General features: G+C 54.8%; 29 protein-coding genes, 1 tRNA gene and 1 rRNA gene. 13 read left to right on the top strand and 18 right to left on the bottom strand.

Features of this window, described 5'->3' with window-relative positions; genetic code table 11:
- Nucleotides 1-334: hypothetical protein (locus HXY34_13365; protein ID NWF97125.1), on the bottom strand; the 334-nt coding region annotated here is incomplete at its 3' end.
- Between the two features lie 476 nt (nucleotides 335-810).
- Entirely contained in the window at nucleotides 811-1,149 is a 339-nt protein-coding gene (locus tag HXY34_13370; protein NWF97126.1) for a hypothetical protein, read from the bottom strand.
- Nucleotides 1,150-1,537: 388 nt separating this feature from the next.
- On the opposite strand from HXY34_13370, the gene HXY34_13375 reads away from it, so the two are divergent.
- The 3 genes from HXY34_13375 to HXY34_13385 all read left to right on the top strand — a co-directional run bounded on the left by HXY34_13375 (nucleotide 1,538) and on the right by HXY34_13385 (nucleotide 3,372).
- Entirely contained in the window at nucleotides 1,538-2,359 is an 822-nt protein-coding gene (locus HXY34_13375; protein NWF97127.1) for an HD domain-containing protein, read from the top strand.
- A 132-nt stretch (nucleotides 2,360-2,491) separates the two neighbouring features.
- On the top strand, nucleotides 2,492-2,929 hold the full coding sequence (locus HXY34_13380; GenBank protein NWF97128.1) for an Lrp/AsnC family transcriptional regulator: 438 nt from the start codon (nucleotides 2,492-2,494) through the stop codon (nucleotides 2,927-2,929).
- A gap of 14 nt (nucleotides 2,930-2,943) precedes the next feature.
- Nucleotides 2,944-3,372, top strand: coding sequence for a M67 family metallopeptidase (locus HXY34_13385; GenBank protein NWF97129.1), 429 nt, complete (start codon nucleotides 2,944-2,946; stop codon nucleotides 3,370-3,372).
- Here HXY34_13385 and HXY34_13390 read toward each other — a convergent pair.
- From HXY34_13390 to HXY34_13410, 5 genes are all read right to left on the bottom strand, one after another.
- Nucleotides 3,308-3,676: a hypothetical protein gene (locus tag HXY34_13390; GenBank protein ID NWF97130.1), complete on the bottom strand. Its 369-nt coding sequence runs from the start codon at nucleotides 3,674-3,676 to the stop codon at nucleotides 3,308-3,310. The two genes, HXY34_13385 and HXY34_13390, sit on opposite strands and share 65 nt — an antisense overlap.
- Entirely contained in the window at nucleotides 3,676-4,353 is a 678-nt protein-coding gene (locus tag HXY34_13395) for a hypothetical protein (GenBank protein ID NWF97131.1), read from the bottom strand. The genes HXY34_13390 and HXY34_13395 overlap by 1 nt, the downstream gene beginning before the upstream one ends.
- A gap of 4 nt (nucleotides 4,354-4,357) precedes the next feature.
- Nucleotides 4,358-4,816, bottom strand: a complete 459-nt coding sequence (locus HXY34_13400; protein NWF97132.1) for a hypothetical protein — start codon at nucleotides 4,814-4,816, stop codon at nucleotides 4,358-4,360.
- 29 nt (nucleotides 4,817-4,845) lie between these two features.
- On the bottom strand, nucleotides 4,846-5,427 hold the full coding sequence (locus HXY34_13405) for a 50S ribosomal protein L15e (GenBank protein ID NWF97133.1): 582 nt from the start codon (nucleotides 5,425-5,427) through the stop codon (nucleotides 4,846-4,848).
- Between the two features lie 549 nt (nucleotides 5,428-5,976).
- Nucleotides 5,977-6,897 carry a hydroxyacid dehydrogenase gene (locus tag HXY34_13410; protein ID NWF97134.1) on the bottom strand — a complete coding sequence of 307 codons (921 nt, stop codon included), beginning with the start codon at nucleotides 6,895-6,897 and terminating at the stop codon, nucleotides 5,977-5,979.
- 94 nt (nucleotides 6,898-6,991) lie between these two features.
- Between HXY34_13410 and HXY34_13415 the strand changes: the two genes are divergently transcribed.
- Complete coding sequence (locus HXY34_13415; GenBank protein ID NWF97135.1) at nucleotides 6,992-7,531, top strand: flavin reductase family protein; 540 nt, start codon at nucleotides 6,992-6,994, stop codon at nucleotides 7,529-7,531.
- Between the two features lie 14 nt (nucleotides 7,532-7,545).
- Here the strand turns inward: HXY34_13415 and HXY34_13420 are convergent, their stop codons facing one another.
- A complete protein-coding gene (locus HXY34_13420) occupies nucleotides 7,546-8,763 on the bottom strand; it encodes a redox-regulated ATPase YchF (GenBank protein NWF97136.1) in 1,218 nt (405 codons plus the stop codon).
- Nucleotides 8,764-9,515: 752 nt separating this feature from the next.
- Between HXY34_13420 and HXY34_13425 the strand changes: the two genes are divergently transcribed.
- Together HXY34_13425 and HXY34_13430 are read left to right on the top strand one after the other, a co-directional pair.
- Nucleotides 9,516-9,623: transfer RNA gene (locus tag HXY34_13425), tRNA-Met, on the top strand.
- A 173-nt stretch (nucleotides 9,624-9,796) separates the two neighbouring features.
- Nucleotides 9,797-10,054: a hypothetical protein gene (locus HXY34_13430; protein NWF97137.1), complete on the top strand. Its 258-nt coding sequence runs from the start codon at nucleotides 9,797-9,799 to the stop codon at nucleotides 10,052-10,054.
- Between the two features lie 10 nt (nucleotides 10,055-10,064).
- On the opposite strand, the gene HXY34_13435 is transcribed toward HXY34_13430, so the two are convergent.
- The 7 genes from HXY34_13435 to HXY34_13465 form a co-directional block, all read right to left on the bottom strand.
- The gene (locus HXY34_13435) at nucleotides 10,065-10,223 is read right to left on the bottom strand and encodes a 30S ribosomal protein S27ae (protein ID NWF97138.1); all 159 of its coding nucleotides are present in this window, start codon (nucleotides 10,221-10,223) and stop codon (nucleotides 10,065-10,067) included.
- Nucleotides 10,223-10,528: a 30S ribosomal protein S24e gene (locus tag HXY34_13440; GenBank protein NWF97139.1), complete on the bottom strand. Its 306-nt coding sequence runs from the start codon at nucleotides 10,526-10,528 to the stop codon at nucleotides 10,223-10,225. Before HXY34_13440 ends, HXY34_13435 begins: the two co-directional genes overlap by 1 nt.
- A gap of 87 nt (nucleotides 10,529-10,615) precedes the next feature.
- Nucleotides 10,616-10,828, bottom strand: a complete 213-nt coding sequence (locus HXY34_13445) for a hypothetical protein (GenBank protein ID NWF97140.1) — start codon at nucleotides 10,826-10,828, stop codon at nucleotides 10,616-10,618.
- 17 nt (nucleotides 10,829-10,845) lie between these two features.
- Nucleotides 10,846-11,433 (bottom strand): DNA-directed RNA polymerase, encoded by a 588-nt coding sequence (locus tag HXY34_13450; protein ID NWF97141.1) that lies wholly within the window; start codon nucleotides 11,431-11,433, stop codon nucleotides 10,846-10,848.
- A 484-nt stretch (nucleotides 11,434-11,917) separates the two neighbouring features.
- Nucleotides 11,918-12,328, bottom strand: a complete 411-nt coding sequence (locus tag HXY34_13455) for a hypothetical protein (GenBank protein NWF97142.1) — start codon at nucleotides 12,326-12,328, stop codon at nucleotides 11,918-11,920.
- Between the two features lie 25 nt (nucleotides 12,329-12,353).
- Nucleotides 12,354-13,595, bottom strand: coding sequence for a translation initiation factor IF-2 subunit gamma (locus HXY34_13460; protein NWF97143.1), 1,242 nt, complete (start codon nucleotides 13,593-13,595; stop codon nucleotides 12,354-12,356).
- 100 nt (nucleotides 13,596-13,695) lie between these two features.
- Nucleotides 13,696-14,079, bottom strand: coding sequence for a 30S ribosomal protein S6e (locus HXY34_13465; protein NWF97144.1), 384 nt, complete (start codon nucleotides 14,077-14,079; stop codon nucleotides 13,696-13,698).
- A gap of 200 nt (nucleotides 14,080-14,279) precedes the next feature.
- Between HXY34_13465 and HXY34_13470 the strand changes: the two genes are divergently transcribed.
- The 4 genes from HXY34_13470 (at nucleotide 14,280) to HXY34_13485 (ending at nucleotide 18,454) form a co-directional block, all read left to right on the top strand.
- A complete protein-coding gene (locus HXY34_13470) occupies nucleotides 14,280-15,449 on the top strand; it encodes a site-2 protease family protein (protein ID NWF97145.1) in 1,170 nt (389 codons plus the stop codon).
- Nucleotides 15,450-15,504: 55 nt separating this feature from the next.
- The gene (locus HXY34_13475; GenBank protein NWF97146.1) at nucleotides 15,505-16,446 is read left to right on the top strand and encodes a TIGR00269 family protein; all 942 of its coding nucleotides are present in this window, start codon (nucleotides 15,505-15,507) and stop codon (nucleotides 16,444-16,446) included.
- Nucleotides 16,446-17,144 (top strand): nucleotidyltransferase domain-containing protein, encoded by a 699-nt coding sequence (locus tag HXY34_13480; GenBank protein ID NWF97147.1) that lies wholly within the window; start codon nucleotides 16,446-16,448, stop codon nucleotides 17,142-17,144. The genes HXY34_13475 and HXY34_13480 overlap by 1 nt, the downstream gene beginning before the upstream one ends.
- A 194-nt stretch (nucleotides 17,145-17,338) precedes the next feature.
- Complete coding sequence (locus tag HXY34_13485) at nucleotides 17,339-18,454, top strand: radical SAM protein (GenBank protein NWF97148.1); 1,116 nt, start codon at nucleotides 17,339-17,341, stop codon at nucleotides 18,452-18,454.
- Between the two features lie 2 nt (nucleotides 18,455-18,456).
- Here HXY34_13485 and HXY34_13490 read toward each other — a convergent pair whose 3' ends face one another.
- From HXY34_13490 to HXY34_13500, 3 genes are all read right to left on the bottom strand, one after another.
- A complete protein-coding gene (locus HXY34_13490; GenBank protein NWF97149.1) occupies nucleotides 18,457-19,542 on the bottom strand; it encodes an mRNA surveillance protein pelota in 1,086 nt (361 codons plus the stop codon).
- Nucleotides 19,543-19,568: 26 nt separating this feature from the next.
- On the bottom strand, nucleotides 19,569-21,002 hold the full coding sequence (locus HXY34_13495; GenBank protein NWF97150.1) for an ATP-binding protein: 1,434 nt from the start codon (nucleotides 21,000-21,002) through the stop codon (nucleotides 19,569-19,571).
- Nucleotides 21,003-21,303: 301 nt separating this feature from the next.
- A complete protein-coding gene (locus HXY34_13500; protein NWF97151.1) occupies nucleotides 21,304-22,608 on the bottom strand; it encodes a DNA primase in 1,305 nt (434 codons plus the stop codon).
- Between the two features lie 809 nt (nucleotides 22,609-23,417).
- Between HXY34_13500 and HXY34_13505 the strand changes: the two genes are divergently transcribed.
- The 3 genes from HXY34_13505 to HXY34_13515 all read left to right on the top strand — a co-directional run bounded on the left by HXY34_13505 (nucleotide 23,418) and on the right by HXY34_13515 (nucleotide 25,741).
- A complete protein-coding gene (locus HXY34_13505; GenBank protein ID NWF97152.1) occupies nucleotides 23,418-24,332 on the top strand; it encodes a type II methionyl aminopeptidase in 915 nt (304 codons plus the stop codon).
- Nucleotides 24,333-24,402: 70 nt separating this feature from the next.
- A 5S ribosomal RNA gene (gene rrf / locus HXY34_13510) occupies nucleotides 24,403-24,523 on the top strand.
- Nucleotides 24,524-24,619: 96 nt separating this feature from the next.
- Complete coding sequence (locus HXY34_13515) at nucleotides 24,620-25,741, top strand: DUF1512 domain-containing protein (GenBank protein NWF97153.1); 1,122 nt, start codon at nucleotides 24,620-24,622, stop codon at nucleotides 25,739-25,741.
- The last annotated feature ends 5 nt before the right edge of the window (nucleotides 25,742-25,746 follow it).

Raw genomic sequence — 25,746 nt, forward strand, 5'->3', positions numbered from 1 at the left:
GAATCTTGTATGGCACAGCTACTAAGAACATCTCTGCTGGACCGAATATGCCGAATGACTCGGACCCAGTGACAAGTGCAAGCAAGACTGCAAGCACTGCCAGAATCCAAGGTATGCTCACAAGTCGCCTCGTGACTCGTTCGTCAGCATCGATTCGTTCGCAAGACTCCACCGATACATGCGTCATACCGTTTCGTTGGAACTCGTATGTGGGCTCTGTCTTGCCGGTGAGTTCAAATCCGCTTTCTGTACCTGCACGGTTCTTGTGTGTGTCACTGTTCGGGAATTCGGGAAACTTGCATGCTATCCGCACATAGTATGGAGTTAGATCCACTCTTTTCCTTTTCCTAGAGAACTTGTCACCGTCAAGCGACTATTCTCCAGTATGTAATTCCTCTCTCCAGAGCTTAAAAAGCCAAGACATATGTGGGAGTCACCAGCTGGCTCCAAACGGGCTCTGATAGTCCTTAATCACTGAAGCACTGGCAGACGCACCGCTACAGGCAGGGCAACATCACAGTCCATGGTGATGGAACTTGAGCGTCCTTGGGAGTTCCCTAGGAAACCAAACAGTTGAGGTGATACTGGACAACGATTCTTGGATGCCATAGAACGAAGTAACTGGAAATTGTAATCGGCTACTCATCGCTGTCGTCCTCTGAACAAGGAGATGGCGATGGCTCAGGAGTACGGGTGGCGGGGATGGCTCTGGTACTTGCCCTGTCTGTGCACTGTTGAGCACCCTCCTCTCTTTCTGTTCACCTTCAATATGCATAACCAGTGACTGCAGTGGTGCAGTGGAAGTGCTGTCTAGCCGTACCTTCTGCCCGGCAGTAGTTTCAGCGTATCAGGATTCTCCGACCAAGCAAGATACCCAGTGTTTCTAGGTTGAGAAGCATACTTAGTGGGAATGGGAACGCCTGCATGGTCAACGAACTCGGCAGCCCTACTTCGCTTGCTGAGCCGCACAATCACACTCAGGCCAACTCCGAGAACAGTCAGACAGGCAGACGGTACGAAGATGTGAACCTGGGGGACCCGCTTGGTCATGTCCACGCGAAAGGACACGCTTTCATTGGTCGGGTTTCGGAAGATGATGGAGTACATCCCTAGACTTGGGACGGGAATGACCCCTTCGTAACTCGTCACATTCTCCAGTGCATAGACTGTACTCGCACAGCTTGGGTCAGCAGCAGCTGCCTAGAAGTTGGACGGCCCTGGACATCGCTGTGTGGTGCATACATACCTCCGTGCGGAGACGGAGAGCTCGAGGTCAGCTCGACACCTCATGAGACCTCTTCTCGAGGAGTGACCCCAGTGCCGTCTCCTGCTGGGAGCGACAAGGCTCCTGTGTCAAACTCAGTCCAACTAGAAATGAACGGTTGCCTGCACGAGGGGATTCCATTGAGTTGCTCCAGTCGAACATGTATACCGAGACATGAACAGCTTTGTGCCACAATGCGAAGTGTTTTTGTCGTATGTATGCCACACCAGTGATGAGAGATGAATAGACCTACTGAGGGGGTTATACATCTAAGTGAAGAAAGGAACCAAGCATCAAAAGACGACTCTCAAGGAGAGAGTCAGGAAGCTGTTTGAAGACAATCCGCTCTGTCTGGTTGCATTCGACGAGCTTGAGAACGACATTGAAGTCCAGACCATTCTTGAGGACACGAACCGAATGGCGATAGACCGACTCGGATACTCGGACCACGGTCACATCCACTCACTGATAGTCACCAAGAGTGGTGGCGAGTTGTTCAATGCATTGAGGGGAACTGTTGAGCCCACCATAGTTCAGGAGGGGACCGGGGACCTTCAGGATGCCCAGTTGGTCGTGCTACTTGCGTGCTATCTCCATGACGTAGGGATGAGCGTGCATCGTGAGGAACACAATGACTTTTCCGTAGTGCTTGCCATGCCGATAATTGAGCGAGTCCTTGCGAAGGTGTATCCTGCCAACCGACGAAAACAGGTACACATCAGGGGACATGTCCTTCATGCGATAGTGAGCCACGACAAGCTGGTGAAGCCAAGCACTATGGAGGCGGGTCTGGTTGGGATAGCGGACGCGGTCGACATGACTGCAGGACGCGCCAGAATCCCATTCGAGGCGGGAAGTGTCAACATACACTCTGCGTCCGCAATGGCGATACGAGAGGTCAGGATTGGCAAGGGGAAGGACAAGGCGGTCAGAATAGAGGTTGAGATGAGCAATGCGTCAGGTATATTTCAGATACAGGAACTCCTGGAGAAGAAGATTCGTAACGCCCCGAAGCTCATCGACCACATCGAGCTCTATGCCATAATGTCAGGGCAGGAGGACAGGATCCTGTCGGAGCAGCTCAGAGTACTCTGAGGGAGTATCGAACCTGATAGTGCTCAGTATCGAAAACGCTCAAAAGTCGGAAGGTATATGTGCAGGAGCAGACAGACCCGGATTGGCCAATGTCCCCAACAGGCATTTGCTAGCGGCTGAGAGGACAGAGTCGTGAAGCTGGACGAGACTGATCAGAGAATCATCGAGATGCTACAGGAGGACGGCAGAAGGTCTCTTTCTGAGATTGCCACTGCTGTAGACAAGACCGAGGTCACGATACGGAGACGACTGAAGCGGCTGATTGACGAGGGGATCATCAAGAAGTTCACAGTGGTCCTAGACCCTACGAAGATTGGCAGACATGTCTGTGCAATGATTCGGGTCAAGACGCTGATGAAGCAGGCCAGCATTATAGCAGAGCGCGTCAAGGCATACAAAGAGGTGGATGAGGCATACTTTTTGGACGGCGCATGTGGCATAATGCTGAAGGTGACCATGGACGACCTGAGCCAGCTGCGCAGCTTTCTCGAGAAGAGTCTTGGAAAGATACCGGGTGTGGGAGAAGTCGAGACCTGCATAGTACTTGAGACCGTGAAGTCGGCGTTCTAGCAGGGGAGCCAGAGATGCAGTATACACTCCACCTGTCAGAGCAACACTTGAAGAGCCTACATGCCTATGCTGAACGCTGCAGACCCTACGAGGCCCCTGCGTTGCTCTTCGGCAGAGCAGAACAGGGGGAGCTCTTCGTGACAAGGGTGGAGCTGATGAAGAACACGCTTGAGTCGACAGCTGCATTTGAGATAGACCCTGAAGAGGAGTACAGGCTCCTAGTCGAGGCGGAACAGAGAGGAGAGGAGATGCTTGCCATATTCCACTCGCATCCGGCGCCGCCCAGACCGTCATCCAGCGACCTTGCCAACATGAGACTGAACCCGGTGGTCTGGCTCATAGCCTCAAGACAGCAAGACCACTGGGAGTCGAGACCGTTCATTCTTGACGGTGGAAAGGCTGTAGAGGTCCGGATGTCGATTGAGGAGCCAGATACTTACTGAGTGACTTGATGGTTCCCGACGTCTTGCGTGGGTCGAATGAAACCTCCGTCTGGTCCACCATCCGGATCACCGATGCAGCAGTGAGGAGGTCGGGCAACACAGAGGATGAACACTGTAGTATCCCGAGTCCCGAGTCAGGGTCATACGAGTCCAGATAGAAGTGGGAGTCTGCCACACAGACCTCTCCGAAGAGCGTCAGCAGGCTCTTGCGGATGGCTGCGCTCAGTTGCTTCTCACTTACAGCGGGACCGGCATGATGCAGTTGGAACAGGACGTGCCGTCGCCGATACGGTTTCGTGAGCATCACGCCTCCATTATCTCCACACCCGGATAGACGACCTTCTGTGAGCGTCGCATCCTTGCCCTAGCCACCACTTTTCCAGACACCTCCCTCACCGCATGCTTGAGGTACGACTCGTCAAGGCCCAGCAGGCGACCTGCATATACCATTGCTGACGGAGAGCGCATCTCCAGAGGTGTTGTCGCATAGCTGGACAGCACGACCTGCATGTCCGATGCGACCGCGGTCCTAACAGACTCTCGAAGGGTCTTGATTGTTCTGGAGCGCTCCAGACCGGATTGAGAGATCAACGGCGACAGTGACACTTCAAGCACTGTGCCGGAGCTTGCAGCATGACGGGCGACGGTCTTGCAGAGTGTACAGTCTGGCTCAGTACCAGTGACGGATATCATGTCCACTCTGGAGTCGGGAGAGGCCCATACAACCGGACTCGCGCTGCAAAGGGGCATCGAGATGATTGTGTACTTGCTACAATGACGCGCCACCTGATCCTTGATTGCGCGCGCGCTCTTTCCATTGAGGCTCCTTCGGGAATAGACAGTCACACCGTTGACCTCCGCCTCATCTTGGCAAGAGATACCCGGCATGGCCAGACCACAGAGTCCCAGCGCTCTAGCCATGTCTATGTACTTGGTCAGGTCCTCGGTGTGGGCCGGCATTATGCACAGGTCTATCGACAACAGGTCAGACCTCCAGAGACTCGATTGTAGCACTTAGCAGACCACGAACGCTCTCAGGAGTACAGCGGGGGTAGTCGCGAAGATGTACCTGTATGCTGATAAGGTCTGGCCCGACAGCCAGTCGGACTCGCCCCAGATAGGCATCCTGTTTCTCCACCCGGATGTAGAGTGTGCAGTTCTCGTCCAACCTCTGCTCAAGCGTACTCATCAGAGTCTGCCGGTCCGATGGCTCCAGCCTTCCAAGTATCGAGGTGAGGACATGATGGCAGTCCTTCTTACCTCGTAGGTCTGCAGAGAGCACCATTATGGGGCTCTGGTTGTGTCCCTCGGTGGGTGTGACCTTGAGGTCGACCCTCTCGCGGACTGCTTCGGGATACAGAGAGAGGACCGCAGTCTGAACACGACTCAGCACCTCAGTCCCTCTAGAGTATGCACGAGTGGTTATTCTCTCCACGAAGGGCATGGTCATTTCCCTTCGTTACGCACCTTTACTCACTTGCCCAAGTTGTCCTTCGCACGAAGAGACGGACGTATCTTCTCAGCGCCCTTGCCCTTGTTTCGAAGGCCTCTACTACGCTTCCCTGCAGATGTCAGACCGCGGTGAACACGTCCCTTCTGGGACGGGTCACACACCCAGTTGATCTCAGGGTCGTTGTATATCACAGGGTGACTTGGGTCAACTAGGATCACTTCATAGAAGAGCCACTTGTGGTCGTCCCCCACCCAGTATGAGTTGAGTACTCGCAGATTCGGGAACTTCCTTGCAACACGTTCTTCCGCTATCCACTGCCTCGACTTCATGGGCGTGTACCTGGTCACACCAAGGCTTCTGGGCTTCCGGCCTGCTCTTGGTCGTGGCTTCTCACGAGGACCACGACCCACTCGTGCTCTCACAACAACATAGCCCTGCTTGGCTTTGTAGCCCAGCGAACGAGCTCTTCCGAGTCGAGTGGGGCCCTCGAGGCGGACTATGCTCTCTTGCTTTCTCCATACGATTAGCCGGCTCTTGACGAGGTCCGTGCGCTTCTTCTGCTCAGCCAGCCATTCCTGGTCCATTCGTTCATATGCTGACATGAAAGTCTACGTCCTTTGTTGTCATCAGATTCACTTTGCTTGTGGTTCAGCCCTAGTAGGCCACATCCCTGCGGACGCATCCGCCAACACAAAGGAACAGATAGTGTCAACGTGTGGCTGACACTGTGCTCGGACCGCTCCTGCAGTCCTTAAAGATGTAGCGATTGTTCCATCTCCGCTTCAGACCTCGTTGAGTTGTGACAGGTTCGCCCACGCCCACGCGAGGAGCGCCCTGTTTTCCACTCTCCACGTTGATTGTTGGATGGAGTTGGACGCAAGAACCTGTCCTCACCGGGAGGACGCTCCGTGGTGAGTCTCCTCCCAGAGGTCAGTCGAGTGTCGTCAGGACAATCTCAAGACGAGCACGTATGCGTCCGGTCACAGGAGTCCTGTCGCTCCTGGGAGAGAGCACTGGGGTCACTCCTCGACGTCTGATGACGCGTCGAGCCAACCTCAGGCGCTCCGTCTTTGCAGGGAGGTATGTGGGCACCACTCAGCGATGCCCAAGGCGGCCCAACTCGTGGGCAGCTACTACAGACCGCTTGAGTTCTACTTCTTGCCGAGTTCACCGACAACCTTCTCTGCAGCAAGGTCGCCTACTTTCTCTTGAGCCTCTTGTGTTGAGGAGGCAACGTGGGGTGTCGCAATCACCTTCGGGTGCTTGACGAGCTTCCAGTCGACCGGAGGCTCTGACTCGAAGACATCAAGTCCAGCACCCGCAATTTGGCCCTCGTCGAGCGCCTTTAGGAGCGCGGCCTCATCTATGACTCCACCTCGTGAAGTGTTGACCACAAAGGCAGTCTTCTTCATCTTGGCCAACTCCTTTGCACCAATCATCCCCTTCGTCTCTGGCAGGAGTGGCACATGCACAGTGATGAAGTCGGACTCTGTCAGTATCTCTTCAAGAGTAGACTTCTTGAGCCCCAGTTCGCTGCACTTCATTGTCACGTCAGTGCGATGTGCCAACACGAGAACGTTCATACCGAATGCCTTTGCTCTTCGAGCAACCTCTGTCCCAATCCGTCCGAGGCCGACTATTCCCACGGTCTTGTTCCACAGTTCCATGCCAGTGAGCTTCTTCTTTTCCCAACGCTCACTCTTCATGGAACTGTCCGCTTGAGTCAGACTACGAGCGAGACCTAGGAACATTGCAAAGACGAGCTCAGCCACAGAGATTGAGGGGGCCTCTGGTGTGTTCATGACCTTGATTCCTTTTGCCTTGGCGGCCTCGGCATCAACGTTGTCAAGACCAACGCCAGCTCGTACAATGAGCTTCAGCTTGTCTGCTGCATCGATGACCTCCTTGGTCACCTTTGTTGCGCTTCGCACAACAATGCAGTCGAACCCCTTTATCTGCTGTGTTATCGGGCCATCCTTGTCCGCGCTCCGCACAACTACCTCGAGGCCAGCATCCTCGATCTTCTTCTGAGCTGCAGGAGCAATTGGGTCAGCAATCAGTACTCGTGTCATATGCTATCCCTCGTTTGATGGCATTTCTGCCACATAACCCCCGTCTTAAACTTTGACCACAACAGTTTTCCTAGCGCGGAGGGATACCTACGGCATGAAACGGGAACTCAAGCCAATGACGGCCGTTGTGCCATGCCCAGTCGTGTTGCTCAGTGTCGGGGGAAAACCCAGACCGAACATAATCACAATCTCGTGGGCTGCAAACGTGTGTAGTAGTCCTCCGACAGTGGCCGTTGGAATAAGACCGAATCGTCACAGTCACGGAATGGTGATGGAGGAAGGTGACTTCGTGCTCAACATCCCCTCATCAACACAGATTGATGCGTCAGTCTTTGCGGGGTCCAAGTCAGGACGCGACCACGACAAGTTCAAGGAGTGTGGACTCACTCCTGCAAAGGCATCCAAGGTCAAGAGCCCTATGATTGCAGAGTGCCCCATCAACATCGAGTGTCGTACAACTCAGGTGATCAACCTTGGAGCTCATGACCTGTTCTTGGCAGAGGTCCTCGCAGTCCACATAGAAGAGTCGCTCTTGGACGAGAAGGGGCTGCTTGATGTTGAGAGGACGCAGTTGTTTACCTATCTCCCGCTGGTCGCGCAGTATTGGAGACTTGGAAGCAGACTGACGGTCTAGGGAGCCCAGAGGCCTCACTTGCCGCCTTTGGCGCTCACTATCTTGATGACATCCCGGTCCTTCAGCACATGCTTGTCAGAGATGCGCATCTTCGTCCGTGCATCGACCCCATGAATGAAGCTCTCCATCAGGTCAGTGTGGATTACGCCAGCAAACTCCTTTGCGGTGGTCCCCTCGGGGACGAGGAAGACATCAGGTAGGACATTGCCATCTCCATCAGTCAGTGCGGTGGCGTCATGTACGGGATAGACTGATATCATATGCAGGAAGCCAAACACTGCCTCATTCAGTATGTTCTGAACACCAGTGCCCTTGTACTTCTTGAGAATCTCGCTCCGTATCTTCTCCAGTTGCTCAATCTCAGTCTCCTTCAGCTTGGTCGAGTCCATGATCTCAAAGTCCTCGCTACCGGGGATATACTTGATTATCTTCTTCTTCTCCAGTTCTCGTAGTACCCGTTCGGCAAGGGCGCTTACAGGCACAACCAAGTAGTCAGGGAATGTTGCCTTCAGCCTCTGCAGGTTACTCGCAGATGTGGGTCGGTCAATCTTGTTGGCCGCGATGATAATCGGTTTCGAGACCAGTTGAAGACGCCTAGAGAAGACCTTCAGTTCCTCGTCAGTCCACTTGTCTGCGGACTCAGCCTTCAGCCCAGAGTCGCGGACCGCTTTGAGAATCTGTCCCCGGGTGATCTTCAGTCCGGACAGCTTCTCAAGGAGGAGGTCGTCGAACTTCGCGCCCTCTGCACGGATTCGTCCGCTTATACGTCGCCAGTCCTTTGAGACAATTCCAAATATCCACTCGGTAAGCTCATCCTCAAGGAATCGGACATCTTCAACTGGGTCGTGACTGCCTGCTGAGACCTCTTGGCCCTCTGAGTCCAGTGACCCGCTACAGTCCACTATGTGGATGAGAACATCCGCCTGCCGCAGATCATCGAGAAACTGGTTTCCCATCCCACGCCCTGTGTGTGCGCCTGGCACTAGGCCCGCCACATCTATCAGCTTGACAGGAATCAGACGGATGCCATCAATGCATATTGAGTTCTTAGGGTTGTCCTTGACGCCGAAGTCTCTGCAGGCACAGACAGTGCGGACATGCGTGATGCCCACATTCGCTTCTATTGTTGTGAAAGGGTAGCTTCCGACCTTGAAGTCGGTCATACATGCTGCGTTTGTGAATGATGTCTTACCTGAAGAGGGCTTTCCGACTATTCCCACACTAAAGGTCATCTTGCTTCACCGAGAACCGTTTGCTGTCAGTCAGACAGAGTCTTTCACAGGAGTCTCGACACTCCAAGGATACTGCACTGGATCCATTCGAGGAGAGCTGAGAGTTGGACAGACTCAGGCTCAGTGTATGTGCTTTCGGGCAACGCAATTGCCATGCACTGCACGCCTAAGCTCGTCTGACCTCCTGACAGCTGCTGCCGACCCGAATCTCAGACCCGGATGAGAGACCGTACCTATTCTGTGTTCCGGTCCACTATCGGGTCAGGTGATGCCATCGGTCACGCAGTAGACCGTGAGAACATGGCCACGCAACTGTGACGGGGCACTCGCAGATGAGAACAACCTCGGGGCAACAGCAGCCGCGAAACTTGACGGCTTTGGACATGTCATGTGAGATTCCAGCAGCTGTTCAGGAGGTAGGACATCGAGGCAGGACAGGATGAGGCTTGCCCTGTGTGGTGCTTTATATAGTGTGGTGCAGCAACACAGATCAATGTCACCTTGATGCTTCAACGGCCCTCAAGGAGTGACCCCGGTACTGCATCCGGGGGACAGGACTAGTCTGTGCAACTCTGTGTGATGATGAATGTCATCAGGGCTCACGAGAGATGGTCGGACTTTCTGCTGACCTGGAAAGGTCACCGTAAGCAGGCAGTCAGACACCTCTGTCGGCGAGCAAGTCCTGTGATGATGAGTCTGTTGCTACTACGCAACGCTTTTATCTCCCCCACAGAAACAAGTGCATTAGACATAGCGGGTTGGGGAAGCCCGGCCTATCCCGCAGGGCTCATAACCCTGAGATCGGTCGTTCATGGCGAATCGACTTCCGAAAGCCGACGACAATCGACCACCCGCTACCATGTTTCTTTTCCTTGAATGTGCCGTAGCATAAGACTGTCTTCATCGCACACCATGCATCTATGACCGTCTTCCGAAACTAGACTCAGTGCACCAGTCGTCATAGGGCAGTCAGCATCGTACCAACAGGGGAGTTCAAGAGGAGGCGAGTAGAATTAGCAGACAGGGGAATGCCATGATAGTCGAGGTCGCACTTCTTGCGGGAGTCTACTTCATTTGGGTCGTGTCACTTGTGAACTCGATGGTTTCAAGCGAGGAGGTCTCTCTGACTGTCTCTACGCTCCCATTTGTGTTGACGTTTCCACTGTCCCTCGTACTTTCAGCAGTGCTCGAGCCCACGTTGCCCGGTGCATTCGTAGTGGACGTTGGGCTGACCATAGTGGTTGGAGTGCTACTCTTCGTGCGGTGGGTGATGGCGATTGTTGGAGAGTGACAGCTAGGCACTAGCTGCTCTTACGCTTGAACTCGGTGTATCCGCAGCGACCACATGCGAACCTGTTGAAGTGCTCAGCCATGTAGGTGCCTTTCTCACATCGCGGACACTGACGCTTGCTTGATGCGACCTTGCCACTCTTCTCCACCTTGTAGAGCTTGTACGTCACTAGGCCTCCTCCTCCTTCTTCTTCTTCTTCGGTTCATGACGCTTCAGTATGTGGGCATGTTCAATCAGCCTGAGTTGTTCAGGTGTGGAGTATATCCTCGCACTCCCCCGAGTCATGCCTATACCATACTTCGAGCCAAGTCGCGTAATGACAACGCAGGCCGGGTCCGAGTTCAGCTGGGCCACCACTTTTGCCTTGACGTCGGTCCTACTGGGGGTTGTACTGCCGACATGCTCGATTCGGAAGTCAATCTCCTTCCGCTGCAGCAGCTTGTTCTCGAACTCACGCAGAATGTCAATCTTCATAGGCATCAATCTCAGTGTGTGTTCGTACCTGAGTCGGGTCAGCCATGCGACAGGGGGTCACCTAATAAACCTTGCACCATGGCGAGGTCATCGGACCTTCAGAGCATACTTTCCAGGGCGATCTATGTTGAGTCGCTCTGCGACGTATGAGGCCTTTCGAGGGTCTTCGCTGGGGTCCCGCCCGGGCAGTATTACAACGATGCCGGTGAAGGATGTGGAGAGGTTCGTGCTCTTGCAGTTGGGACATACATTCTCATCTGTCAGGAAGTGACACTGTCGACATGCTCGCAGCTTTGCCATTTGATGCGCATCAGCTCCTACTTCTTCTCCTTCTTGGACTCACCACGAGCAGCCTTCACATCAGCCTCAACCCAGGATGCATCAGGTCCAATCTTTCCGAGGAAGGGCTGGCGCATAGTGAGACCAATCTTGCCTGAGCGGTTCCCGGACTCTAGACTTATGGAGGTGATTCTAGCTCGGACTTGGTCGCCTTCCTGGAGCGTGCGCCCGCTCTCCTTGCCGAGCAGAGCATTGGTCTTCGAGTCCTGTGTTATGTAGTCATCACAGATCTGACTCACATGGCACAGACCATCGAGTGGACCCATCCTCACAAACGCACCGAAGTCCATGATCTCCACAACATTGCCTTCGATTACCTCTCCACGCATCGGTTTGAAGACCAGTACTTGATACGTGACTGCATGGTAGGTCTCACCGTCACCAGGCATGAGGCGTCCTTGCCCAATTTCAAGGACCTCAAGCACAGCAATCACGAGACCGATGTCACGGTCTAGGACGTTCTCGTGACTCTTCCTCAGATGCGCTAGTGCAGCCTCTTGTAGAGGCTGTCCAAACTGGGACGGGGGAATCCGTACAGTGTCCCTTACAGTGACGACAGAGTAAATGAGAGATACCTCCTAGGCTCACCAACGGGTAAGTTCCGCCAGAAGTACAATCGGGACCTCGGCCGGGCATCCGAGGACCTGAGGCCGACGGCTCAGCGGCTTTCGAGCAGTTCATAATAAAAAGGTTGTGAAAAGGAATCACCACTCGGGAGGACCATGACACTCGCCATACATCGTCTGGGCACCTCCCGGACCCTCAGAGAGACCCCAGTCATGAGTGGGAGAATGCGGCATGTGCAGAGCCTTGAGACTTCTCCGAGAAGACCGTTCATTTTTGGTTTCACAGAGTGGACACAGGAGTCCTCTCGCGCCCATGTGACGGCACTGGGGTCACTCCTCGAGGTCCCATAAGGTGTCCAGTCGACCTCTGTCTCTGTGTTCACGCAGAGACTTGTGAACATCAAGCATAGAGGTCCAAAATCGTCCGGCTTCTGCGCTGCTGCTGGTGCTGCTGCTGCTGCTGACCGTGCAAGTCCCATGTCGCCTAGAGTACTGCTGAACCATCAAGCATTAGTCGTTTGTGACCCCTGGCTGTCAAGACCGGCACACCCTGCGCTCTTGCGCGTTGTCGCAGATCATCATCGTTGGTTGCCAGTACAGCGCCCATACTCCTAGCAGACACGAGAAGCTGTTCGTCAACTGCCAGCCCAGCCAGTGCCGGGTCAACCTCAATCACATCACACTTGCGGACCAGCTCTCGCGCAATCCTGAACTGCCTCAGCTCAACTCCGCCTGTCAACCTTGTCATTTTGGAGTCGATCTCCGACAGGGAAGAGCTCAACACAACAAACCGGACTCTTGTCTCAAGCGTCCTTTCAGTCTCGACGAAGATGTCAAGTCCACACTGTGCGGGTAGCAGTAGGAAGTTGGTGTCAAGCAGTACCACCTGTGTCAATGTGCATCCTCAACCGTACGGGAGCTCATAGTACAGCATGGCCAATCAGACGCCACTTGTTATCCACTCTGCGCCCTATCGCGATCCTCTGACCGGGTTCTGCACAGACGGGTCTCTTCAGACTCAGCTCAACCTCTTCACCGTGCAGCCTTGTGATTACCCCAACGGTTGCAGCTGTGCCAATGACAAGCATCAGTGGTTCGTTCAGTCGGAGATTCCCTACTTCTCTCACGGTCTCCAGACCCACGACGCGCTCCATTAGCTCAGGCTTGATCATCATTCGGGAGATCACCTTGGGCAATTTGCCAACGCGTCCCAGCACATTGCCCGCCAGTTGGTCTGCGCGTGTGAAACTTGGGTCCAGAGACGTCCCGACGCCAATCAGTCCACCAGGATACGCCTCTTGGAGTGGGTTGCCACTTCCGGACTGGAGACTGACTATCTTTGTCCGAATTGTCTTGAAGCCCTTGTCAGTAGCACTGCCCGGCGCAATCTCAATCTCATCTCCCACTCTCAATCGCCCACGGATGACGGACCCACCCACGACGCCGCCCTGAAGGTCTGCTGGTACAGTGCCGGGCTTGTTGATGTCAAAGGAGCGGGCAATGTACATCTTCGGCGTCGCTTCATCGTCACGCTGTGGTGTGGGAATGACCTTCTCTATGGTCTGAACCAGCAGGTCCATGTTCGCCCCAAAGACAGCAGAGACAGGTATCACCGGAGCATTCTCTGCAATGGTGCCCTTGAGGAATGCTCTGATCTGCTTGTAGTGTTCACGGGCGGCCTCGGGGGTCACCAGTTCAATCTTGTTCTGGATGACGATTAAGTTCTTGACGCCGACAATCTCAATTGCGCGCAGGTGTTCAGAAGTCTGGGGCATTGGACAGGGCTCATTCGCGGCTATAACAAGTATCGCTCCGTCCATCAGGCTTGCTCCACTGAGACAGGTCGCCATCAGTGACTCGTGTCCGGGGCTGTCAACGAAGGATATCTCGCGAATGGCCTCGAGCTCGCCCCCACACTTGCTACACTTTCCATCCTTTGCTCTGTAGCTGGTTGTGTATGCATCCGGCTCGGGGCAAGTCTTACACTTCAGGATGGTGGTGGCAGCGTAGCCCAGTTTGATTGAGATTCCTCGCCTTATCTCATACGAGTACCGGTCCGTCCACTCGCCCGTCAGGCACTCTACAAGCGTGGTCTTTCCATGGTCCACATGACCCAGAGTGCCAATGCTGACCTCTGATTGTCCTTCGTGGTATCTCGGCACCTGTTACTCACTCCGCGAATGCACTTGTGTACTGAGGGATGCCATGCAGAGCACATAAGAAGTCTATGGTCCTACTCATTGCACTCGTGCATGCATAGATTCACGAGGGCTTCATGACCAGCTCTTCAAGAGGTGCGCTACCCTTCTCCTCCACTCTCATATTGACCTGAGATATCTGTGGAGTGAGCTCTCGACCCCGGACGGTCTTTCGTCTGGCTTCACCTCTCTTCTTACCTCTGAAGCCAGGAGGACCGGTGATCAGCACACGCTTCTTGCCCCCACCATGGACATCGGGACGAATCGGAAACCCACTGCTGTCGCTACCCCCAGTTATCTTCAGCTTGTATCCGGGCAGGCCCAGTGCATCACCCTGTACCACATCCCCGACACGCTTGCCAATCAGAAAGTTGGTCTTGGCGTCATCCAGTTGATACTGAATGGCCTTTCCAGTCTCAGGATTCGAGATAACCAGTTTGAACGGCAAGTGAGTATCACGCACCTTGAATTATGCAATGCCCTCTGGACAGGACATCAGCGTCTGCGGTCCAAGTTCGCTTTATGAGGGTTTCGGAAAGGAGATGCGCTGCAACTTGACTCGGACGTCGTCCACAGGCACTCTTCACAACCGTTATAACACGCCCCCTCATGTCACGAAGCCAACCCCTGTGGAGTCTTGGTGTGATAATGGACCCAGTAGTCATTCTCTGGCTGATTCTCATGGTATACATAGTGGCATACATTGTTGCACGGGCGATTGGACTGGAGAGGCTAGGGGAGAGAGGACTCGACGCGAACACACCCCTGGCGATTCTCATAAGGACCCAGAGACTGAACTCAGTGCTGACTCGAGTGGGGAAGAGAATGCCTCAGTGGGTCTTCAATGTCGGAATCATCATCGGTTTCGTTGGAATGGTGGGGGGATTCTATCTCTTCTTGGACAATCTGGTCAAGTTCTTCATACTGCCGGAGGAGGCGGGTGGCGTCGTCCCGATAATACCCGGTGTCACGGTAACAGGCTTGCCGGTCATCTACATCATAATCGGTCTGGCCATAACCCTTCTGACCCACGAGTTCGCTCATGGCCTCGCCTTATCCAGAGACGACATTCCAATCAAGAGCTCAGGCATCCTGTTCTTCTTCGTGTTCTTTGGAGGGTTCGTTGAGCCAGATGACGAGGTCTTCGAGCAGAAGGCATCAAGACGGGCGAGAATGCGTGTGCTTGCCGCAGGCTCTTTCTCAAACATGGTGTGGGCATTTGTGTTCTTTTTACTCCTGTCCAACTATGCAGGGCTCATGTCGATAGGCTTCAATCCACCTAACGGCGCCTATGTATACCAGATATCTCCGGGGTCCCCGGCAGAGAACGCGCTTCAGGTCGGTGATGTGATAGTCGCCCTGAACGGCACGGAAATAGACACTTGGGCAGAGTTGTCGGTCTTCATGAACAGCACAAGACCGAACACATTGCTGAACATTGCAACACTACGGGGCAACTTCAGCATAGTCCTCTCTCAAGCGACAGCAAACTCGACAAGAGGGTACATTGGCATCTACGGGGCGGACTACTGGGAACCCAAGCAGGGATGGGAGTGGATACCCGGAGGAGCGATGTATGCGTTCCATGTGCAGCAGGTGCTGGTCTGGACATTCATTATCCTGTTCTCAGTCGCACTGTTCAACCTGCTTCCAATTCCTGCTCTTGACGGCGACAAGCTCCTCTCGAACGGACTTGGGCTGATCACAGACAATGACAGGCTTGTCAAGATGATCATGAATCCGATTCGGCTCTTTGCCCTGCTCATTGTAGTCCTTAGCATTGTCCTGACCTTCATGACCGGCAAGAGTCTGTTCTGATTACGTCGGATGAGTAGGCTTAACAATCAAGAGGACTCTGACAGAGCAGGTAGTCATGGTATCCGCTCTACAGTGCTCCAAGTGCGACCACCCGGCAGTCTATATGCGCCGTCAGACGGCCGAGCGGCTCTGTGCCAGCTGTCTTGTGAAGACCACACGGCAGAGGGTACAGAGGACAATCAACAAGAGGGGGCTCCTCCGAGAGAATGACACAATACTTGTAGCAGTGTCGGGAGGAAAGGACAGTGCCGTCCTTCTTGACGCTCTGGTCGCCATTGAAGCAGACTACCCCCACGCCAGGCTCATTCCCGTGACGATAGATGAGGGGATAGAGGGGTACAGGGACAGAGCACTCGGGGCAGCCCGCCAGCTCGCCCATGACCTGGGACTTCAACTGGTCATCAGGACCTTCCGCCAGCTCTTCGGACTGGACCTTGACAGCATCGTGAGGAATCGACAGGAGGGGTCAACACTGGGAGCATGCTCATACTGTGGTGTTCTCAGAAGGAGGGCGCTGAATGCGGTGGCACTTGAGCTGGAAGCCGACGTCATAGCCACGGGTCACAACCTTGATGATGAGGCCCAGACCGTCATCATGAACCTAATCAGAGGGGATGGCTTGAGGCTGGTCCGTACGAACCGTCCGCGCGACAACACCATGGACGGGTTTGTTCCACGAGTGAAACCTCTGATAGAGATACCCGAACGCGACATAGTCGCCTATGCTCATCACAGAGAGATTCCATATCATGATGTGCCATGTCCGTATGCTGACGAGGCACTCCGGAACGACCTGAGGAGGTTCCTGAACGAGATGGAGTACATGAGGCCGGGCACTCTGTATGCTGTGTTGAGGTCGGCGGAAGCGCTCTCTGAAGCTCTCAGACAGCACATGGTCATGCAGTCTAACGACAGGTGCCAGATATGTGGCAGTCCGACGAAGTCGTCCGTCTGCAAGGCGTGTGCCATGCTCGAGGAGCTACGGGGTGGACCATAGTGACCAAGCGGCCAAAGGTGCTTCACGAACTGCGAACGGTTCACTATGGGCCGAGCCACTGGAACACACTGGCCGAACTCAGAAAGCGCGCGCTCAGAGTCATGGAGGACTTGGAGACTATCGGACTGAGACCGGTGGTCCATGGTTCAGTGGCACGAGGTGATGTGTCGAGTTCTTCCGACATTGACATTGTGATTCTCTCACTGGTCCCAAGCTACAGAGTCGAGCTTGCTGTAGGGTCCGGCATCAGACGCGAGCTGGTCCAAGCAACTCCATCCTCGGTACTGAAGGGGCACATACACGTCGATGACAGGACGGTCATCTCGTTTCCGCTCTTCAGGATGATGAGTAGAGAGCTGGACTTCTACAAGTGGGGTGGAGTACTGGACAGTGAGGGGATTCGAAAGGAGGAACGGGTTCCGGGTGTTGACAAGCGCCTTCTCCTGATTCAGCCTACAGTCACGGGACACACGGAGAGTGGAGTCATCGGATATGAGCATCTCGTCGCCAAGAGGATTGGCGTCGGTGTTGGTATTGCAGAGGAGAGAGTGAGGGTACTGACGCGACGGGATGCCGTCGGAAGGACGGGAGTATACCTGACCCACACATTGACGGAGGACGAGAACTTCGAGGAGACCGCCAATGCCCTAGCAGACCGCGACCCCGCCCTTAGGCGGACTATGAAGAGAAGGGGTTAGCAACAGCTGCCGCGAAGTTGGACCGCCTTGGACTACACAGAGTGGTGCTTATATGCATCTGTTCGGTCGCAGGAATCCCGAGGTCGGTTCGACGGTTCATGAGACCTCAAGGAGTGACCCCAGTGCCGTTTCTTGGGAGCGACAAGACTCCAGTGTCCAGCCTTATCCAACTAAGAATGGACGGCCGATGAAAGATGGTCAGAGTAATCAAGAGCCTGCAGCGAGGGGGCATGCTTGTCGGGAGTCTTCCCAAGGGTTGTCAGCTGTGCACTCGTGGGTCAAAGCTGGTCCTCTTCGTAACGGGCTTGTGTACCAGCTCGTGCTTCTACTGTCCCGTTTCTGAACGCAAGATTGGCAGAGACCTGATCTTTGCAGATGAGTTGCCAGTCTCGACGGATGATGATGTCCTCTACGAGGCGGAGGCCATTGGTGCAGAAGGAGCAGGCATGAGCGGCGGCGACCCGCTCTGCCGTCTGGAGCGGACTGAACACTTCATACGCCTCCTGAAGGAACGGAACGGCAAGGAGTTCCACATCCATCTATACACCTCTCAGTCTGATGCGGATGAGAGTGTGATGCGTCGGCTCAAGGAGGCGGGGCTGGATGAGATACGCTTTCATCCCCAGTGCTCAGACTGGAGTGCTATCGAGGCTGCAGTCAGACTAGGTATGTCTGTGGGTCTGGAACTGCCAGTGATACCGGGTAGAATTGACAGCCTCATCGAGGCCGCCTCAAGGGCAGAGCAGATGGGGCTCTCGTTCATGAACATAAACGAACTGGAAGCGAGTGAGACCAACTTCGCCCGTATGACCGAACGGGGTATGCGGCTGGCCAGCATGGACAGTGCAAGCATCGAGGGCAGCGCCAGAGATGCAAGGAGTCTTCTAGAGTGGGCAACGACTGGACTGAGACGACTGACGGTCCACTACTGTTCGGCAGGATTCAAGGACAGTGTTCAGATGCGAAACAGACTGCAAAGAAGAATGGAGCGGACCAGACGAGAGTTCGAGGTGGCCGATGACACTGAGCCTCTGCTAGTGCTCGGTGTCGTGAGAGCACCTCACGGCAAGAGCCTGTCAGAAGAGGAACTCTCAACGATAAGCCGAGTCCTCACCGAGGGACTCCAGGTGCCCAGAGAGATGATCAACATTGACCAGATTCGAAGCAGGCTGGAGATAGCACCGTGGATACTTGAAGAGGTGGCCGAAGACCTCAGACATGCGCTTCCGGGACCGATGAACATAGAGATTGGGATTGCGCAGGAGTACCCGACATGGGACCGGTTCCAGACCCTGTTTGAGCCTCTGTGACCTCACTGCACCTTGAAGCGGAGCACCGCGGCAATTCCTCCCAGATTGTGAAGCTGGTCCCCCGCTGGATGCTCCGTCGACACCACATGGAAGGTGCCGCGCGTCTTCTCCACATCATGTATCAGTCGGTCAATCCAACGACGCTGTTCAGCAGAACACTCCCTGAGGCGCAGGTCAGTCACTAACAGGTGCGCTACTGCGCCGTACTGGACGGCCTGTTCAACCTCCGCATCACCATATGCGCCGAGTCCGTCGTTCTTCGCCACATGGGTGATGAGCTCCTCGATGAGTTGGGTCTCGGTCTCAATCTTGAGCTCCGCGACAGTCTTCGAGATGATGCCCCGGAACAGGAGTTCCTTGGCTCCCGGAATGCCGATGCTGTTGGTACCCTCCACAATCAGAGTTGGGAGGGACTTTATGCTTGCTTTCCTGAGATACTCCGCGAAGTGCTCCTTGACGAATCCCGGTCCTGCAATCACAAGCAGACCTATTTGGTGCTGTTCCAGCTGAGACCGCACTGCGCTGACAACATCTGAGAAGAACTCCTCCATTGTCGAGTCGAAGGCCTTCTGGTCGCCACGCTTACGGGATATGTCTGTCCTGACGCTCACAGCCTCACGTAATCCAAAGTCTGCCACCAAGAAGAGCTCAGCACTACCGTCCTCGATTGTGACTAGGAGCGTGACCGCACTCGCACGTTCCTTCTCCGCCTCGGTGATTCGCTTGAGCAGGTACTCTGGCCAGTGGTCCTTTCTGACTGTCAGAACGCTGCCCGGCTCCACGTTGAACGTATGATGTGATCCTATGCTGACCAAGTCCGACGGTCCCTCGAGTATCGTACCTTTGATACGAACTCTGTTGGAGAAGGTGTGGAAAGACACGTCGTCGACAAGCAGTACGAGAGTCATTGGTCGTCGCACACTCTCCTGCTTCCGACTGTCCTCATCGCCAACACGGACCCGGCGCACTGTCCGTGACACCACTCTGTCCCCGCTACTGACTATGTTATAGAGGTGCCACAGATCGTCAAGGGTGTCGACCTGCAGTGTGATGCTGCCCTCTTTCAAGTCGCGCTTCATGACCTTCATTGTGGCATCAGGCGTCTTGACAACCCTTAGAAGAAATAGCTTCCGTAGTCATCAGATGGCTCGATTGTTCGAGCCGGGGTACTAGCCCCAGAGGATGTGGAAGGTGCATCGATGTGCATCGCGAGAGCAATGGCCTGTCGAACATGGGATGGAAGCACATAGTCGGACTCCTGCTGAGCAGCCAGGTCTCCAGAGACCCGGACCAGACCTCCTAGCTCCCGAAGGCGCAGGGTAAGTGCATTCGGACGCCCATCTAGCCTGAGAGCCATGTCCTCGGATGCTTTGATGATCTCACAGACCGACTCCACAGTGAAGTGCGGGATGCGTCCGTCCTCGACTACGGTCTCCGCAATGAATCGCACTGTGTCGTCAATGTGTGCCGGGGTCTTCTCGAACCACGAGGCAAGCATTATCTCATAACCATAGCCACGTATCCTGGACCTGAGGGGAGGGATGATTCGAGGGAGGTCGTCGATGTTGCAGGCTGCAAACAGCAGGAAGTCACAAGGCACATCGTCGACACGCACGGATGCACCTGAGCTGTGGGGGTTGTGTCCGGTGATGGGGTACTTCCGGTCTTGCATTGCAGTGAGCAGGTGCTTCTGATAAGGTCCCAGGGCGGCCAGCTCATCGACATAGACTATTCCCTCGTGTGCTTCGTGTACTGCACCAGCAACGACTCGCAAGTACGCTGCTTGACCCATGGACTCTGCACTCCCATAGGGGTCGTGCTTGACATCCCCCAGCAACTCCACAGGGCTGGAACCACTCACTCGCACGAACCGGGGTGTGTTCAGACCGACAAGGGTGCGTTCCCCCTGTGCGTCGTGTGAGAAGGACATCTCGGCAGACTCGCGATGTCGTGTGACCCTGACAGTGTTACCGCAGTCGCTTCGGAATACTGTGAGTCGACCAGTGTCAGGGTCGCGGATGGCGAGTTCCTGTTCAGCACGTTCTTGGATCACATCTAGGGCCCTGAAGAGGCCCAGATATGCATGGTCGTCGTCCCACGTACTCCGCTTCGACGCACCGCACTCGATACATACGCCCTGCTCCCGCAGACTGAGACTGCCGCACGCAGGACAGCGATACCCCATTCTGATACCGACTTCCAGAGGGAGGTCTTCAGGACGAACGTAGAATGTCTCGTCAGGCTGTAGAACTGACGGACTTGACGTCTGGATCTTGCGTCTTCGAACCACGACCCTTGGACGTTCAGGGTTCTCCGGGTCATGCCTGAGCAATACTTCCTCGCTAGGAGGTGGAAGGAGCGAGTATGCAGCCTTTGCGAGCATCGACTTGCCAACCCCAGGAGGACCGCATAGCAGCACATGCCGCCGCTGTCTTACAGCAGTCTTGACGAGCCATACGGCGTGTTCTTGGCCAATTATCCTCTCAAATGGGTCGTGTGAGAGATTCACCTCACTTGTACTCTCAATGGTGTCGAGGATACAGGTCAAATCAGAACACCCTTGTACGCCGGCAGAAGCTCGTACTCACAACGACATAATTGTGAGTAATACTCCCGGACTTGCATCAGCTGCCGCACAGCTGGAGAGTCTTGGACTACACAAGGTGGTGCTCATGCGATTCTGCAGTGACACATGAGTCCCAAGGTCAACTCGACATCAACTGACCTCGAGGAGTGACCCCAGTGCCATCTCCGAGGAGCGGCAGGACTTCCCTGTCAGACCCTGTCGAACTGACAATGAATGGTCAGGAGTCCCAAGTCCGACGTTCAATCACTCGTCAATCGTACACTCAGGAGGCCACATCGTCGAAAGTGAGGACCTTGAGCAGTGGGGGCCTGTTCTCGAGGTCCGCCATTGCAGCACCAATCAGATACTGAACGTTCTTCTTAGATGCAATGTCGACAAGTCTCTGGGTGACAACCCCGTCGAAGACAACAGCATGGACATTGTCTTGGGACTCCAGCGTCTTGGCCAGTTCTGCGACGCCGCACTCTGTTATCACTTGCTTGTCGGACCCGAAGAGCACCGCGCGAAAAGACTCCCGGACACTGGGGATTCGTGACGAGAAGGCCGGGTCAACAGTGACTGTGCTCTTGCCTCGACGCGGAAGAATGCTTACTCGTTCCGGTTTCGGTGTGACAGTAGCCTCAGCGCTTGATGATGCACTCTCAGGAGGCTCCCGACGCTCGTGGGTCGCCGGGGGTGCTCCTCTCAGCAAGTGCTTCTTCTTCGGAGGTGCTGCGGTCCGCTTGTCAGTGACCAGAGCCAGCGCCTGGTCAGCGGGAATCTTTGACTGAAGTGCCTTGAGAATCTCGCGCCGGGTCAGCTCTTCCACCTCCTTGCCCTCAGGAGCCCTTGCAATATAGTCGATTTTGGCGACCTGCATCAACTCTCTGAGAATGAAGTCGCCGCCCCTGTCACCATCGAGGAATGCAATGACCGTCTTGACCTTCTTGGTCAGGTCGATGACCGACTTTGGAACATTCGTCCCTTCCACGGCAACTGTGTTGTTGATGCCGCTCTTCATCAGATTGATGATGTCGGCCCGACCTTCAACAATGATGATCTCATCGCTCTCCTCAAGACTCGGCCCTGCTGGCAGTTTGTCAGGTCCGAACTTTGCGACAGTCTTCCGGCTCCCCTTCGACACCGCGTCGGCAATCTCCTCAGTGCCAGGTGATACCTCCTCCTCCCAGCCCTTTAGAATGCTTATTGCTCGGCTGACAACCCGGCGTCGCTTGGCACCCCGGATGTCTTCGAGCTTGTCAAGTGTCACCTTCGCAGTACATGGGCCCACACGGTCCACAGTCTCAAGAGTCGCTGCGAGTATCGCAGTAGCCGTCTTGTTCAGTGACACGGGGATCACAATCTCGCCCTTGCTGTGTCCACCTTCGGACTTGATAGCAATCTGAATGCGCCCAATTCGTCCTGTGCGCTGAAGCTCCCGGAGGTCCAGGTCTTCGCCAAGTAGCCCCTCCGTCTGTCCGAACAGGGCACCAACAACATCAGGCTTGTCAACAACACCGTCAATCTCAATGCGTGCGCGAATGACGTACTTCGCAGCACCCTCGTCGAAATCTGTTCCTATGTCTATGCACTTCTCCTTTGAATGGCTCCCGCTTCCCCCGCGTTCGAGTCGCCCTTCAACCAAGTACGCCTTTAAGGGACTGTTCCTGTCCCCTCACATTACATCGGCACATGAATCACTCATTACTACAGACTCTAGGTCACGCCCTGTGAATTTGGGTGATGGTGGTGATGTGGTAATCTTGTGAATGGTGAAGTCCAACTCAAGCGTGGCGGCATCCGACGACTCGTCTGTCATTTTGAGTCCAGAAGTCCGCGGCGCCAGTGAATGTGAACTAATGATGTGAAGATACTCATGCTGTGCCGAAAGAGTCTCGGCACTCCTGACTGTCATCACGTCAGAGCGTATTTTAACATGTCGTTGATGCACTTGAAAACACTAATAACGGTGTGCGAGTAGACGTCATGTGGTTCGGGAGATAGATATCCACTCACGAGGGCGCACCGAGCAATGCAATGACGTGTTGCGCAAGGGGTGGCTCACAGCCCGGACCGGTCCTGTCAAGAAAACACAGTGAGCCACAACGGACTCGTACGATCTGGGCGACAGCCCTGAGATGAGACATGGGTCACCCTGGTCTCGCACATTGACAGGAGGGTCGATGCCGACACAGCCCAACACGACACAGCTCAGCTGAGCCGGACTGTAGTCTGAAGCTAGGACGTTGGGAGTTGGTGGATGGGTACAGGCATCGACCACAACACCGATACGTATGGACTTCGAAACAGAACGCCTGTCCCTTCAGTATTACCACGTGTGGCACCCAGAGAACGGCTTAAGACCCGAGTGCGCTCCTTCAGTTCTGTAGAAAGCATATGAGAGTAAGACCACATCCAGACCTTGTCAAGGCGGGAAGGATAGCTGCACGGGCACTTGCGGATGTCGTCAAGACAGTCCGGCCTGGGGTTCAGGTCAGCAAGGTCTGCAAACTCGCTGAAGCGAAGATACTCGACTATGGTGCGACTGGACTAGCATTCCCGTGTAACCTATCGATAGACGAGGTTGCAGCGCATTACACGAGTCCACGGAACGACACCTCGGTCATACCAGACAAGGGGTTGGTCAAGATAGACATCGGAGCAAGTGTTAGAGGATACCTGTCGGACACAGCCACGACTGTGGACATCGATGGCTCCTACGAGGAGTTTGTCGCCGCCTCATCCTCGGCGCTGGAGGAAGCAATCGAGGCAATGCGCCCAGGAGCTAGACTTGGCGACATCGGGGCAGTGATAGAGAGAGGTATTAAGCGGAACGGTTTCAGACCTGTATACGAGCTCTCAGGGCATCAGATGAAGCGGGGCGTACTTCACGCAGGGAAGAGCGTTCCCAACATCGCGACCAGCTCCGGTCAGCAGGTGTTACGGGGAGAGACCTATGCAATCGAGCCTTTTGCTACTGATGGGGATGGTACCGTAAGGATGACCGCGGAGGCGTACATCTTCTCCAACATGGAGACAGATTGGCGAAGACTGAGGGCAGAGGCCCGCAGCGTCTACACAGTTGCGCGTCGGCGGTTCGGCAGTCTGCCTTGGGCATCCAGATGGCTTGCAGTCGACGGAGTGGATGTGGACGCCGCCATCAGGGAACTGGTCAATGCTGGAGCACTGAGAGAATACCCCGTCCTTGTTGAAGGGAAGCTCGGCATGGTCGCACAGGCCGAACACAGCGTCTTCGTGGGCGCCGACGGTGCGATGGTACTCACCAGTACAAGCACCTCGTCGACAGAGTGACGTCATGCAGTTCAAGCGGTGAGTGTGACACAGAGTAACGTTTAAAACACGTTCGAGGGCATGATGACTCGATGGCGGCCATAGGCGCCGGGGTTCACCGGATCCCGTTCCGATCTCCGAAGTTAAGGCCGGCGACCGTTGTGGGAAATGTGCGGTGCGCGAGCCCGTGACAGGCCCACAAGCTGCCACTTTCTTCTTATCATCCATTGAGAATGCGAATGGGTCAGCAATCTATGACCTTGATAGAAACCATTAAAGCATAACTGAGTGAGGGGCGGCTGATACAGATGCAGTTCGGCACAGAGCCCAACGAGTTCAGTTGGGTCATTAACCTGGCGTTCTTTGCCTTCATAGTCATATTCAGCCTCTACGGCGCAAAGATCCAGATGTGGCAGTGGTTGAAGCAGATTGAGGCGGGTCTGATTGAACTCAGGCGGATGGCCATAGAGTCTCGACAGACGGCAATCAACACATTCAAGGCGTTTGGAAAGTCTGAAGAAGAGGTAGCAGCAGGACTGGACCGGTGGTTGGACTACTTCACGATCATGCCCGTCGACCTTGACCCTGCGGGTATCCTGAAGAGACTCGACCATCTTCTTGACGAGCGACGTGACCGCTTCCAAGAGTTTGTCAGGGAACTTGCTCCTGAGGCGGACAGCACTACAGACCAGAATCTCGAGAACACGCTAGAGGTATCGCAGGTGATGAGTCTGATCTACAGGATTGTCAGACACTTCTATCTGCTGGGAAAGAAGACAGGAAGCCAGATACTGATCATGCAGGTTCAGATGCAGATGCCGGAACTGCTGAGGCTTGCAAAGGCATACTTTGATGCAATTGACGCATTCGCAGAGGGAAAGCCAATTGGAGACGGCATTGGTCCACTGGTGGTGACCAAGTTCGCAAGGGAGTATGGAGGGACTCCAGAAAACTATGTACACGAGGTGACCAGAGAGGTCGGTTACTACCCCATTGGGGTTGACGGACGGAGCGTTTACGCAGTCAGGGCAACAGGGCCGGGTGGAACGGTCGGCAAGCCCGGATTTGCCATCAGGAAGATTGTCGAGGAGAACCCGAAAGCGTTCTCCAGAATCATAACAGTCGATGCAGCGCTGAAGCTGGAGGGCGAGGACTTGGGAAGGGTCTCAGAAGGCACTGGCGCAGCCATAGGAGACCCCGGGCCTGAGAAGCATGCGATTGAGGATGTTGCAACTCAGAATGGGATTGCTCTTGAGGCGATAGTCGTGAAGCAAGACGAGGCTGCAGCGGTTGGCATCATGCAGAAGAAGGTACTCGATGCGATACCAGAGGTCATCGAGAGGATAAAGGACTCGATTGCGAAGAGGACCAAGCCAGGAGACAGGATAATACTGGCGGGCATTGGTAACACAATGGGGATTGGGCTCTGAGGTGA

Source organism: Candidatus Thorarchaeota archaeon (assembly GCA_013388835.1).
GTDB lineage: Archaea > Asgardarchaeota > Thorarchaeia > Thorarchaeales > Thorarchaeaceae > JACAEL01.

Excerpts from the sequence above, each read along its gene's own strand:
- HXY34_13515 (NWF97153.1), top strand. The coding sequence starts at position 24,620 with ATGCAGTTCGGCACAGAGCCCAACGAGTTCAGTTGGGTCATTAACCTG.
- HXY34_13420 (NWF97136.1), bottom strand. The coding sequence starts at position 8,763 with ATGACCTTTAGTGTGGGAATAGTCGGAAAGCCCTCTTCAGGTAAGACA.
- HXY34_13415 (NWF97135.1), top strand. The coding sequence starts at position 6,992 with ATGAAACGGGAACTCAAGCCAATGACGGCCGTTGTGCCATGCCCAGTC.
- HXY34_13400 (NWF97132.1), bottom strand. The coding sequence starts at position 4,816 with ATGCCCTTCGTGGAGAGAATAACCACTCGTGCATACTCTAGAGGGACT.
- HXY34_13485 (NWF97148.1), top strand. The coding sequence starts at position 17,339 with ATGGTCAGAGTAATCAAGAGCCTGCAGCGAGGGGGCATGCTTGTCGGG.
- HXY34_13505 (NWF97152.1), top strand. The coding sequence starts at position 23,418 with ATGAGAGTAAGACCACATCCAGACCTTGTCAAGGCGGGAAGGATAGCT.
- HXY34_13490 (NWF97149.1), bottom strand. The coding sequence starts at position 19,542 with ATGAAGGTCATGAAGCGCGACTTGAAAGAGGGCAGCATCACACTGCAG.
- HXY34_13440 (NWF97139.1), bottom strand. The coding sequence starts at position 10,528 with ATGAAGATTGACATTCTGCGTGAGTTCGAGAACAAGCTGCTGCAGCGG.
- HXY34_13385 (NWF97129.1), top strand. The coding sequence starts at position 2,944 with ATGCAGTATACACTCCACCTGTCAGAGCAACACTTGAAGAGCCTACAT.
- HXY34_13405 (NWF97133.1), bottom strand. The coding sequence starts at position 5,427 with ATGTCAGCATATGAACGAATGGACCAGGAATGGCTGGCTGAGCAGAAG.
- HXY34_13410 (NWF97134.1), bottom strand. The coding sequence starts at position 6,897 with ATGACACGAGTACTGATTGCTGACCCAATTGCTCCTGCAGCTCAGAAG.
- HXY34_13390 (NWF97130.1), bottom strand. The coding sequence starts at position 3,676 with ATGCTCACGAAACCGTATCGGCGACGGCACGTCCTGTTCCAACTGCAT.
- HXY34_13470 (NWF97145.1), top strand. The coding sequence starts at position 14,280 with ATGGACCCAGTAGTCATTCTCTGGCTGATTCTCATGGTATACATAGTG.
- HXY34_13430 (NWF97137.1), top strand. The coding sequence starts at position 9,797 with ATGATAGTCGAGGTCGCACTTCTTGCGGGAGTCTACTTCATTTGGGTC.
- HXY34_13445 (NWF97140.1), bottom strand. The coding sequence starts at position 10,828 with ATGGCAAAGCTGCGAGCATGTCGACAGTGTCACTTCCTGACAGATGAG.
- HXY34_13475 (NWF97146.1), top strand. The coding sequence starts at position 15,505 with ATGGTATCCGCTCTACAGTGCTCCAAGTGCGACCACCCGGCAGTCTAT.